The sequence below is a fragment of the Rhizobium sp. AQ_MP genome (assembly GCF_014237835.1).
Taxonomy (GTDB): Bacteria; Pseudomonadota; Alphaproteobacteria; order Rhizobiales; family Rhizobiaceae; genus Allorhizobium.
Genome location: NZ_JACJVI010000001.1, coordinates 20,106 through 31,395 on the forward strand (window position 1 = coordinate 20,106; position 11,290 = coordinate 31,395).

Consider the following 11,290-nt stretch of genomic DNA (forward strand, 5'->3'; position numbering starts at 1 on the left):
GCGTCAGCGCAGTTTGGCCTTGAGATCCGCACTCGGATAGCAGGTGGGTTTCATCCCGTTCTTTGCCTGCCATTCGCCAAGCGACCGCCGCGTCTTGAAGCCGGGAAGACCATCGACCTTGCCGACATCGTAGCCTTGAGCAACGAGAGCCTGCTGCATGACCTGTACATCCGAACGCAGCATCTTGCCGACGTCGCCCCAGGCCGCTTTGAACGCGCCACCGCCGCTCGCGATCCGGTCAGCCAGATTGCCGATGAACAGCGCATAGAGGTCGGAGTTGTTGTATTCCTTGAGCACATAGAAATTCGGCGTCACCAGGAATTCCGGACCATAGGTCCCCGCCGGCACCAGCATCATCGCCGGCTGCGAGGCCTCCGATGACGGGAAGGCCCGGCCCGAGATCCTTGTCAGCCCGGTGCTTGCCCAGGCGGAGACGGGCTTGGCTCTGTCAGGCCCCTCCTGCGCACAGGAAACGCCATCGGGAATGGTGATCTCGTAGCCCCAGTCGCGGCCCCGCTGCCAGCCGCTCTTCACCAGATAGTTGGCGATGGATGCAAGCGTATCCGGCACCGAGTTCCAGATGTCGCGCTTGCCGTCGCCGTCGAAATCGACGGCATATTTGAGGTAGCTTCCCGGCATGAATTGCGGCTGCCCGAGCGCGCCTGCCCAGGAGCCCATCAGCCGGTCGGCACTCACATCCCCGCTTTCGACGATATGCAGCGCAGAGATCAGCTCCTGCTGGAACATTGGCTTGCGTGTCGACATGAAGGCTTTGGTCGCCAGCACGTCGATCGCCGAATGCGGTAGCTTCGCCCGGCCATAACCCGACTCGCGTCCCCATATCGCCACGATGATCGAGCCGGGAACGCCATAGGTCGCCTCGACCTTGCGCAGCGTCGACGCATGCTGGCTTGCAAGCGTTCGCCCGGTGGCGGCAAGGCCCTGCATGCGCTTCTCGTTGAAGTAGGAGGCCGGCGAGCTGAACTCCGCCTGGCTTTGTGTCCGCTCTTTCGGCGGCTCCGTGCCCGGGGGCACGAGATCGGGCAGGTCCCATTCCAGTTTGACGTTCTGCAAGGTCCTGTCGAAGGATTCTTTGCTGATCCCACCTTCCTGAGCCGCCCGCCAGAGGTCACCTGCAATCCATTGCCGGAACTGCGCCTCGACCGCGCTGCGCGAAACGGCGGAAGCAGGCGTGGCGAAACTTGCGGCGGTAACCAGAGAAACGGTGGTCAGCAGCCAGCGCAGCGGCTTTCGAAGTCGTGCCATCGATCTTTCCTCCCGCAAAACCGTCAGATTGCAGTCCGGGCGCGAAGCGCCGCAGACAAGGTGCCCTCGTCGAGATAATCGAGCTCGCCGCCCACGGGCACGCCATGGGCGAGCCTCGTGATCTTCACGTCGAGCCCCGTCAGGTGGTCGGTTATATAGTGTGCTGTGGTCTGGCCCTCGACGGTGGCATTGACCGCGATGATGATCTCGCGGACCCCGCCTTTTGCCACGCGATCGATCAGCCCCTTGATGTTGAGATCATCGGGCCCGATCCCGTCGAGCGGTGACAAGGTGCCGCCCAGCACGTGATAGGCGGCGTTCATGGCGCCCGCCCGCTCCAGCGCCCAGAGGTCGGAGACATCCTCGACCACGATGATCACGGACTGGTCGCGCTGCACATCGGTGCAGACGGTGCAGGGATCGATCGTATCGACATTGCCGCAGCAGGAGCAGATCTTCACCTTGTCATAGGCCTCGCCCATGGCGTGGCCCAAGGGTCCGAGAAGCTGGTCCTTCTTCTTGATCAGATGCAGCGCCGCGCGCCGTGCAGAGCGCGGTCCAAGCCCCGGCACCTTCGCCAGAAGCTGGATGAGTTTCTCGATTTCAGGGCCGGTGACTCGTTTTGCCATGGCGGCGTTTCTAGCCCATATAGTCAAAGAACGGAATCGCCGAAGGGTGCGTCAAATGAAAATCCTCGCCGTCTGCCTTGGTCGACCCGAGATCCTTCCGGGGAAGAAATACAAGACCGGCATCAACAAGCTCGCCATCCAGGGTCCGATCATGGTCGATACCGAAGGGCTCGTCGGCGACGCGATCCTCAACCGCAAGCATCATGGTGGCGTCGATCAGGCCGTCTATATCGAGGGTTCCATCGATCTCGACTGGTGGCGGACCGAACTTGGGCGTGATCTGCCTCACGGGACATTCGGCGAGAACCTTGTGATCGAGGGCCTTGAAAGCGCCATGCTGGCCGCCGGCGATAGGCTGACCATCGGCGATGTCCTCTTGGAAATCACCTCCGCCCGCATTCCCTGCGCAACCTTCGCCGCCAAGATGGGCGATCCGACCTTCGTCAAGCGCTACACCCGCGCCGCCCGTCCGGGAGCCTATGCGCGGGTGCTGCAGGGTGGCATGGTCGAAGCCGGCCAATCCGTCGCGTTCGAGCCCTGGAGCGGCGACCGGGTGACGATGCGCGAGATGATGGCGACCTTCGGTCGCAAGCTGAGCGAAACCGATCGCGCCCGTTATCTGGCCGCTCCCGTCCACTACAAGGTCCGCGATGCGATCCGGGCCGGCGAGATGTAAGCCTTCGCCAAAGGTCTTAAACTCGCCCGGCTTTACCCGACCCGCGCTTCTCGCCATCATGCCGCCCGCTTGGAGGAATGATGGACCCGAGGAGAACAGAGCTGACCGCAGCCGACGGCGTGCGGCTGACCGGGCATTGGTGGCGGTCAGTTGAAGGGGCACCTGTCGCAACCGTCATCCTCAACCCGGCAACCGGTGTCCACGCCCGCTATTACCATCGCTACGCCGCCTATCTCGCGGCGAATGGCTTTTGCGTCCTCACCTATGACTACCGCGGCATAGGCCTCTCCCGCCCCGAAAGCTTGCATGGCTCGACCTTCACCTGGCGGCAATGGGGCGAGCGGGATTTCGACACGGCCCTTCGCCATGCCTTGCAGGAAGACGAGACGGGACGCGTGCTCGTCGTCGGCCACAGCATCGGTGGCTTCCTGCCCGGCTATTCGCCGGCAATCGGGCGCATCTCGGCCATGCTTTCGGTCGGCGGCCAGTATGGCTACTGGGGGGACTATCGGCTGAACCGGCGCCTGCCGCTGTTCCTGAAATGGCACGTCGCCATGCCCGCAATGACATTTGCACTCGGGCATTTTCCGGGCAAGCGTCTGGGTTGGCTCGAGGACCTGCCAAAAGGGGTCGCCTATGGCTGGGGGCTGCAGCAGGGTAGGGCGGAACAGGGTCTGTCGCGCGAGGCTGCTGAAGTCATGCGCGACCGTTTCGCCACCGCAAGCGGCCCGATCCTCAGCGTCACCATGTCGGACGATGAGATCGCAACCCCGAAGGCGGTCAACCGGGCTATGCGCTATTACCGCCGATCGCCCGTGACAAAGGTGATGCTAGCGCCGGAGGACCTCGGCTTTGACCGGGTCGGCCATTTCGATCTCTTCCACGCCCGCCATCAGGATGGCTTCTGGCGCCAGAGCCTCGCGTTTCTGCGCGACGGAGAAAATCCTTGGGTTGATCGGGTCTATCGCTGACAGACCCGATCAACCGTCCTGATCAGAACGGGAACTTCATGCCCGGCGGCAGCGGAATACCGGCGGTGAGTGCCGCCATCTTTTCCTGCGCCTGGGCTTCGCCCTTGTCCTTGGCGTCCTTGTGGGCCGCAACGATCAGGTCTTCGAGGATCTCGACTTCGTCTTCCTTGAAGAGCGAGGGATCGATCTTGATGCTGCGCATCTCGCCCTTGCCGGTAAGCACAACGGTGACGAGGCCGCCGCCGGACTTGCCCTCGATTTCGAGCGAGGCGATTTCCGCCTGCATCTTTTCCATCTTCGACTGCATTTCCTTGACCTTGCCCATCATGCCCATGATGTCGCGCATCGTCGTCTCCTTGAAGTGTTGTCGTGTTCTGCGGGGAGGGTTCCAAACCCTAGAATTCGATGTCGTCGCCCGGCAGGATGTCGCCATCGGCGGATTCCGCCGCGGCCGGCGGTGCCGCAACGATATCGTCATCCTCGATGGCCGCCGCCTTGATCCTCACATCGGTGATCTTGGCGCCAGGAAAGCGCGCGAGGATCGCGGCAACATCGGGATCCTGCCGTGCATCGAGAAGCCGTGCCTCGCGCGTCGATTTCTCCACCTCGACCAGCGTCGGTGCGCCCGCCTCGTTGGACAGCGTCACCCACCAGGTGATGCCCGTCCATTCGCTGAGCTTCATCTTCAGTTCGTTGACAATCGTTGGCGGGCACTGCGATTCGAGCCGGATTTCCAGCCGGCCCGGCTCGATCTTGACGAGATGCACGAATTGCCGCAGCTGCGCTCTGAGCACTGGCGCACGGTTCTTGGTGCAGAGATCGGCGATATCGTCGAGCGTTTCGACTCGCACACCCGGGATCGGCGCTTCCTCGATTTTTGCTTCCCGTCGCTCCATCCCCTGAGGCAGGGCATCGCCGGCCGGCACGCTCTGCAGATGCGCAACGGGCTGGCTCATCGCCGGTCGCGGAGAGCTGTCCTGGGAAGGCTGGGAAACGGCCTGCACCCGCATCGCCATCGAAGCCCCGCCACCGCCACCATTCGGCCGCGGCGCAGACGGCGCGCGATCGCTGCCACCCTCGCTATTGGAAAGCTCGAGCAGGCGCCGCGCGGCATCTTCCGGTGAGGGCAGATGCGCGGCATGCGCCAGCCGGATCAACACCATCTCGGCGGCACCCGCCGGTCGCGACGAGGCTTCTGCTTCCGGAATGCCCTTGAGCAGCATCTGCCACATCCGCGACAGTGTCGTCACCGCCACGCTATCGGCGAGTTCCGCACCCCTGGTCCGCTCGACTTCGGAGAGCGAAGGATCCTGTGCGGCAGAGGGAATGTATTTGAGCCGGGTCACCAGATGGGTGAAATCGGCGAGATCGGTCAGCACCACCGTCGGGTTGGCACCCGCCTCGTACTGGCTGCCGAATTCGGAAAGCGCAGCCGCGACATCACCGCGCACGATATGCTCGAAGAGATCGACGATGCGGGCCCGGTCGGCAAGGCCCAGCATGGCGCGCACGGCGTCCGCATGCACGGCCCCGCCGCCATGGGCGATCGCCTGGTCGAGCAGCGAGAGACCGTCACGCGCCGAGCCTTCGGCGGCGCGCGCGATCATCGCCAGCGCATCTTCGTCAGCCTCGATGCCTTCCTTCGATGCGATCGTCGAGAACAGCCCGACAAGATCGCCGGCGCTGATCCGGCGCAGGTCGAAGCGCTGGCAGCGGGAGAGAACGGTGATCGGAACCTTACGGATTTCGGTCGTCGCAAAGATGAACTTCACATGCTCCGGCGGCTCTTCGAGCGTCTTCAGCAAGCCGTTGAAGGCCGCCGTCGACAGCATGTGCACTTCGTCGATGATATAGACCTTGTAGCGCGCCGAGACCGGACGGTAGCGCACCTGCTCGATGATTTCCCGGATATCGTCGATACCGGTATGCGAGGCGGCATCCATCTCGATCACGTCGACATGCCGGCCTTCCATGATCGCCTGGCAATGTTCGCCGGGGATACGAAGGTCGATCATCGGCTTGTCGATCTCAGCCGTCTTGTAGTTCAGCGCGCGCGCCAGAATGCGGGCCGTCGTCGTCTTGCCCACTCCGCGCACGCCGGTCAGCATATAGGCCTGGGCGATACGTCCGGTCTCGAACGCATTGGTCAGCGTTCGCACCATCGGCTCCTGGCCGACCATCAGGTCCGTGAAATCCTTGGGGCGATATTTGCGGGCGAGAACGCGGTAGCCGCCGGGGGCGGGCTTGGCCTCTGCAGTCGGCTCGAAATCGCTCATCGCGTTGCCAGCTTCCCCGTCGCCCGCAGCCGGGCATGGCACGGCCCATGTCGGAAACAGAGGCCGGAAATGAAGATGAGGTGGGAGGCTGGCACGATGACCCGTGCCGCGCTCGTTAGGGCTGCTTCCTTCCGGACCTGACCCGGTTGGCGAGTGGCTCGTCCACCACCAACCTCCCGAGGAGACATATCGGCAATAACGTCGCCAAATGCAAGCCAAGCGCCAAAAAAACTGCTAGCGTGACAAAAAACCTGTCGGGAGAAACGCCGTGCCACCCTTTGTCCTCGATGAGCGCCTCGCAAGAGACAGCGAGTCGATCCTGAAGCTCGGTCTCTGCGATTTGAGGCTTGCGAAAGACAGCCGTTGGCCCTGGCTTGTCCTGGTGCCGCAACGTCCCGATGTCTCGGAGATCTTCGACCTGACCCCGCTCGATCAGGCTGTTCTGACCTTCGAGCAGGTGACGGTTGGCGCCGCGCTGAAGAAGGCAACCGGTGCCGAGAAGATCAACATCGCAGCGATTGGCAACATCGTGCGCCAGCTTCACGTGCATGTCGTCGCACGTTTCGAGAATGATCCCAACTGGCCAGGTCCTATCTGGGGCTTCGGCCAGCCAGTGCCTTATGATGAGCAGGCCTTTCAAGACATGAAGAACAGGATCCTCGAAGCATTCCAATGAAGAATTCCATTTTCCTTAATCGTGCTCCCCATCTTGAACCCAGCGAACTTACAGCCTTTTCCGGCAACAAGCTCGACCGTGACAGCGAACACCGCGACGAGTCTTCGCTGGAAAAGGCGCTGAAGGTCGAGGGCACCCATATCCTGGCCTTCTCCGGCACGCAGCTGGTCCTGAAGCATGACGGCCAGGTGCTCGATCCGCTGTTTGCCCCTTACGAGCTCGCGGATCTCCAGCCCAATTTCGATGATGCGATCCTTCTCGGCCACCAGCCATCGGGGGAGCCGCGTCTGGCGGTCCCCGTGCAGGTGCTACCCGAAGCGCTGGCAGCTCACTACAAGCCCGCCGATCCCCGCGCGCTGTTCCGCGACGCGCTTGTTGGCGACGAACTGCTGGGCGAAGTCGCCCAGGCGCTCAGCCTGCTGCGCTGGAATGCCGACAACCGTTTTTGTGGACGCTGCGGCGGCACCATGGAGATGCGCATCGGCGGCTACAAGCGGATCTGCTCCGCCTGCAGCCACGAGATCTTCCCGCGCACCGATCCGGTCGCCATCATGCTGATCGTCGACGAAAAACAGGATCGCTGCCTGATGGGCCGCAGCCCGCGCTTTCCGGCCGGCATGTATTCCTCCCTTGCCGGCTTCGTCGAGCCGGGCGAAACGATCGAAAACGCCGTCCGTCGTGAAACACGCGAGGAGTCGGGCATCACCGTCGGTCGCGTCCGCTATCACGCCTCACAGCCCTGGCCGATGCCGCACCAGCTGATGATCGGCTGTTATGGGGAGGCGGCGGACTTCAACATCACCTTCGACACGACGGAGTTAGAGGATTGCCGCTGGTTCACCCGCGCGGAGATCGGTCAAATGCTGTCGGAAGGTTCTGCCGATGGCAGGACGCTGCCGATAAAAGGCACGATCGCCCGGCGGCTGATCGAAGACTGGTTCGAGTGGCGGCACTGAGCAATTCCAGCAAAAGTGCAAAGCGGTTTTGCGTCCGGAATTGCGTGGAAACAAACGGATAGAGCATTGAAGGCGCTCCTTTGCGCCGGACATGCTCTAAGCCGCCACCGTTCCATCAAAGCTTGCCGCGCATTTCATGCGCCTTGTAGACGCCGAGGATGCGCACTTTCTCGGAGAAGAACCGCAGTTCTTCCAGCGCCCGTTTCACCGGTGCATCGTCCGGATGCCCCTCGATATCGGCATAGAACTGGGTTGCGATGAACTTGCCGCCGATCTGGTAGCTTTCGAGCTTGGTCATGTTGACCCCGTTCGTTGCAAACCCGCCCATGGCCTTGTAGAGGGCTGCCGGAATGTTGCGGACATTAAAGACGAAGGTGGTGATGAAGCGCTCGTCATCGCTCACGCGCTTTGGCTCGTCCTCATCGCGCGAGAGCACGACGAAGCGAGTGACGTTGTTTTCCGAATCCTCGACATTTTCGGCGAGGATATCCAGACCGTAGAGCGAGGCGGCAAGCCGTGGCGCAAGGGCCGCCATCGTGCGGTCGCCTTTTTCCGAAACGAGCTTGGCAGCGCCTGCCGTGTCGCCGGCGACGACGGCCTTCCAGCCATGGCTGCGGATGATCTTGCGGCACTGGCCAAGCGCATGGATATGGCTGTGCACGGTGCGGATCTCGTCGAGTTTCACGCCCGGCAGCACCATCAGCTGGAAGCGGATCGGCATGAAATACTCGCCAACGATATGCAGGCGCGAGAGCGGCAGCAGATAGTGGATGTCGGCGACACGGCCCGCCAGCGTATTCTCGATCGGGATCATCGCGAGATCGACCTCACCCGTCTCCAGCGCCACGAAGGCATCCTCGAAGGTCGGGCAGGGCAGGGGCTCCATGTTGGGGAACATGTCGCGGCAGGCCATGTCGGAATTGGCGCCATAGTCGCCCTGGAAGGAAATCTTGTTCGTCAAAGCCAAGGGATCAGTGTCCTGCGTTGGAGGATGCGGAAAGAATGCGGCGCGCCTTGTCGAGATCGGCGGGCGTGTCGACGCCGAGCGGAACGGTCTTCACCACCTCGACATCGATGCGCATGCCGGCTTCGAGCGCGCGAAGCTGTTCGAGCGATTCGCGCTTCTCGAGTGTCGAGGGCGAAAGCGAAACGAAGCGTTCAAGCGCTTGGCGACGATAGGCATAGAGCCCGATGTGGTGATAGAGCGGCCCGGCACCATGCGGGGCGGTGGCACGGGTAAAATAAAGCGCCCGAAGTCTGTCGGCGGAAAGCGGCGAGCCGACGACCTTTACCACGTTCGGATTGGTCTTTTCCTGCTCGTCCTCGATCTCCACCGTCAACGTCGCGATGTCGACGGTCGGGTCTTCAAGGGGGCGCAACGCTGCCCGGATCGTCTGCGGATCGATCGTCGGCAGGTCACCCTGCACATTGATGACGATCTCTGCCTTTCCGTCCGGATCGACCTTCGTCAGCGCCTCGAAGATCCGGTCGGAACCCGACTGGTGGTCGCCCCGCGTCATCACCGCCTCGAAGCCAGCGGCCTCCACCGCGTCGAAGACTGTCCGGTCGTCGACGGCAACAATGATTCGCCCGACTTCGGCTTCCTGGGCCCTCTTTGCGACCTGTACGATCATCGGCAGGCCGGCAATATCGGCCAGCGGCTTGCCTGGCAGGCGGGTCGATGCCATGCGGGCGGGGATGAGGACCAGTCTTTTGGCGGTTCCGCCTTCATTCATGCCCATAAGCCCTTCAAATCACCGAACAGAAGTGTCAAAAAGTCCCAGTTGCGGGACCATAATCGTGTTGCAAGTGTTATGCAAAAGACATAGGTTCCGCGCGATTTCAAGATCGCCCGGTTGCTGATCGGCCGGCTGCATGGGGAGCTTTGCAGATGAATTCTTATACCAACATGGGCGTCGGTGCCTTCCTCGGCACCGTTTTCGTCCTGATGTCTGTGTCCATCGCCTCTGAGGGCATCTTCCATTCGGAAACACCCGAAAAGGAAGGCTTCGCCATCGTCGCCGAGGAAGCAGCTCCGGCCGAGGCGGCCCCCGAAGCGGCCGCGACACCGATCGCCGTCCTCCTCGCCAGCGCCGACGCGGCAGCGGGCGAAACCGTCTTCAAGAAATGTGCGAGCTGTCACACCGTCGACAAGGGCGGCGCCAACAAGGTTGGCCCGAATCTCTATGGCCTTGTCGACCGCCCGATCGCTTCGCACGAAGGCTTCAGCTACTCCGCTGCCATGACCGAATTCTCCAAGGGCGGCTCGGAACTCTGGACCTGGGATCACCTCAACGAATTCCTTCTGGCGCCGAAGCAGCACATCCCCGGCACGGCCATGGGCTTTGCCGGCATCAAGAAGGACGACGAGCGCGCCAACCTGATTGTGTATCTGCACACCATGGCAGACAGCCCGGTTCCGCTGCCGACGCCTGATGCCGCACCAGCCGATGGTGCCGCCGCGCCTGCTGACGCCGCTCCCGCCGATGCTGCTGCCGCGCCGGCAGAGGCCCCGGCCGCACCGGCCGCCGCGCCCGCCGAGGCTGCTCCTGCCGCCCCGGCAGAGGCCGCACCGGCTGCACCCGCAGAAGCAGCACCGGCCGCGCCCGCGCCGGCTCAGCCTGCGACGCCCTGATCGAGATCGATATCCGTTCCAATCCTGCGCCCGGCCCCTGTGGCCGGGCGTTTGCGTTCTGGCCATCAGAGAAGCAGCAGGGCCCAGAAGGATACGGTCACAACGCCGGCAGCCGTCGAAAGCGTGATGACCGATGCCGCCAGCCCCTGGCCGACGCCGAAGCGGCTGGCAATCAGCCATGCATTGATGCCTGTCGGAACGGATGAGGTCAGCACCAGCGCTGCCGTCCATTGCGGGGACAACCCGAGAAGGGTCGATGCCAACCAGACGGTGGCGGGCATCAGCCCGAGCTTCAAGAGCGAGATGGTTCCGGCGATCCTCAGATTTCCCGCCATGCCGTATTTGTTCAGCGTCATGCCCAGCGAGATCAGGGCCGCTGGTGCCGCCATGCCCGCGACCTGCGCGACGACACCATCGATCAAGGCGGGTACCGGTGTACCCAGAAGCTGCAGCAGGATTCCGCCGGCAAGGCCGATGATCAGCGGATTGCGTATCAGATTGCCGCCCACCTGCTTGGAAACGGCAAGAATGCCTGCGGCCTCGCGTCCGCCCGTCTGCTGCTCCGCCCGCTCCATGGCCAGCACTCCAGCGATCATCATCAGTGGCAGATGGATGGCAAGCAGGATCGACATGGCGACGATCCCGTCCGGTCCGACGGTGCGCTCCACCAGAGGCAGGCCGATAAACACATTGTTGGCGAAGGCCGACGAGATGCCGGCGAGCACGCCGAGCTTCTGGTCGCGCTTGAAGATCCGTGTCGCCACGAGATGGCCGATCGTCCAGGCGACGGAGACGCCCGCGAAATAGGCGATCCACAGGCGGAAGGGCGAGGCGCCATGGAAGTCTGCATTCGCAATCGTCCGCAACAGGAGCAGGGGAACTGCCACCTTGAAGACGAAGTCCCCGAGACCGTCGCCGATCTCGGCTGCAAGGATCTTCAGCCGGACGAGCGCCCAGCCGAACAGAATGAGGATGAAGATGGGAAGAACGTCCTGGGCAACGGTGGCCATGAAATCGACTCGTGATGACAAGATGGACCTTGTTTAGGCCTCTTGCCCCGCCCGGCCAATCCGCCAGAAACGACAAAAGCAGGCGGTGAGCCTGCTTCGACGCCCGGCAAGACCGGGATGGGATTTGCCGCCAGTACATCCGTGGTCAGCGTTCCCGAATTCTGGACCGGGTAGGGTCCATGTGACGCCCAGGGG

At 62.8% G+C, this 11,290-nt stretch carries 12 protein-coding genes and 1 other RNA gene; 5 read left to right on the forward strand and 8 right to left on the reverse strand.

Annotation, left to right across the window (positions count from 1 at the left end; translation table 11 throughout):
• Positions 1–3: 3 nt before the first annotated feature.
• Positions 4–1,236, reverse strand: a complete 1,233-nt coding sequence (locus H6M51_RS00105; RefSeq protein WP_185808404.1) for a lytic murein transglycosylase — start codon at positions 1,234–1,236, stop codon at positions 4–6.
• A 53-nt stretch (positions 1,237–1,289) separates the two neighbouring features.
• Complete coding sequence (gene recR, locus H6M51_RS00110) at positions 1,290–1,895, reverse strand: recombination mediator RecR (protein WP_185807871.1); 606 nt, start codon at positions 1,893–1,895, stop codon at positions 1,290–1,292.
• Positions 1,896–1,950: 55 nt separating this feature from the next.
• Here recR and H6M51_RS00115 point away from each other — a divergent pair, with 55 nt between their 5' ends.
• Both H6M51_RS00115 and H6M51_RS00120 read left to right on the forward strand, forming a co-directional pair.
• On the forward strand, positions 1,951–2,571 hold the full coding sequence (locus H6M51_RS00115; protein ID WP_185807872.1) for an MOSC domain-containing protein: 621 nt from the start codon (positions 1,951–1,953) through the stop codon (positions 2,569–2,571).
• 80 nt (positions 2,572–2,651) lie between these two features.
• Complete coding sequence (locus tag H6M51_RS00120; RefSeq protein ID WP_185807873.1) at positions 2,652–3,542, forward strand: alpha/beta fold hydrolase; 891 nt, start codon at positions 2,652–2,654, stop codon at positions 3,540–3,542.
• A 22-nt stretch (positions 3,543–3,564) separates the two neighbouring features.
• Here H6M51_RS00120 and H6M51_RS00125 read toward each other — a convergent pair whose 3' ends face one another.
• From H6M51_RS00125 to ffs, 3 genes are all read right to left on the reverse strand, one after another.
• Positions 3,565–3,888 (reverse strand): YbaB/EbfC family nucleoid-associated protein, encoded by a 324-nt coding sequence (locus H6M51_RS00125; protein WP_136598206.1) that lies wholly within the window; start codon positions 3,886–3,888, stop codon positions 3,565–3,567.
• A 49-nt stretch (positions 3,889–3,937) separates the two neighbouring features.
• Positions 3,938–5,818 carry a DNA polymerase III subunit gamma/tau gene (locus tag H6M51_RS00130; protein WP_185807874.1) on the reverse strand — a complete coding sequence of 627 codons (1,881 nt, stop codon included), beginning with the start codon at positions 5,816–5,818 and terminating at the stop codon, positions 3,938–3,940.
• A gap of 80 nt (positions 5,819–5,898) precedes the next feature.
• Positions 5,899–5,995: signal recognition particle sRNA small type (ffs, locus tag H6M51_RS00135), an RNA gene on the reverse strand.
• Between the two features lie 91 nt (positions 5,996–6,086).
• Here ffs and H6M51_RS00140 point away from each other — a divergent pair.
• Both H6M51_RS00140 and nudC read left to right on the forward strand, forming a co-directional pair.
• Positions 6,087–6,494 carry an HIT family protein gene (locus tag H6M51_RS00140; protein WP_185807875.1) on the forward strand — a complete coding sequence of 136 codons (408 nt, stop codon included), beginning with the start codon at positions 6,087–6,089 and terminating at the stop codon, positions 6,492–6,494.
• Positions 6,491–7,450, forward strand: coding sequence for an NAD(+) diphosphatase (gene nudC / locus H6M51_RS00145; RefSeq protein ID WP_185807876.1), 960 nt, complete (start codon positions 6,491–6,493; stop codon positions 7,448–7,450). Before H6M51_RS00140 ends, nudC begins: the two co-directional genes overlap by 4 nt.
• Positions 7,451–7,565: 115 nt before the next feature.
• On the opposite strand, the gene H6M51_RS00150 is transcribed toward nudC, so the two are convergent.
• Entirely contained in the window at positions 7,566–8,417 is an 852-nt protein-coding gene (locus H6M51_RS00150; protein WP_185807877.1) for a prephenate dehydratase, read from the reverse strand.
• Positions 8,418–8,421: 4 nt separating this feature from the next.
• Positions 8,422–9,186 carry a 3-deoxy-manno-octulosonate cytidylyltransferase gene (locus H6M51_RS00155; RefSeq protein ID WP_185807878.1) on the reverse strand — a complete coding sequence of 255 codons (765 nt, stop codon included), beginning with the start codon at positions 9,184–9,186 and terminating at the stop codon, positions 8,422–8,424.
• 155 nt (positions 9,187–9,341) lie between these two features.
• On the opposite strand from H6M51_RS00155, the gene H6M51_RS00160 reads away from it, so the two are divergent.
• Positions 9,342–10,085 carry a cytochrome c family protein gene (locus H6M51_RS00160; RefSeq protein WP_185807879.1) on the forward strand — a complete coding sequence of 248 codons (744 nt, stop codon included), beginning with the start codon at positions 9,342–9,344 and terminating at the stop codon, positions 10,083–10,085.
• A 65-nt stretch (positions 10,086–10,150) separates the two neighbouring features.
• Here the strand turns inward: H6M51_RS00160 and H6M51_RS00165 are convergent, their stop codons facing one another.
• Positions 10,151–11,095 (reverse strand): AEC family transporter, encoded by a 945-nt coding sequence (locus H6M51_RS00165; RefSeq protein ID WP_185807880.1) that lies wholly within the window; start codon positions 11,093–11,095, stop codon positions 10,151–10,153.
• Between the last annotated feature and the right edge of the window lie 195 nt (positions 11,096–11,290).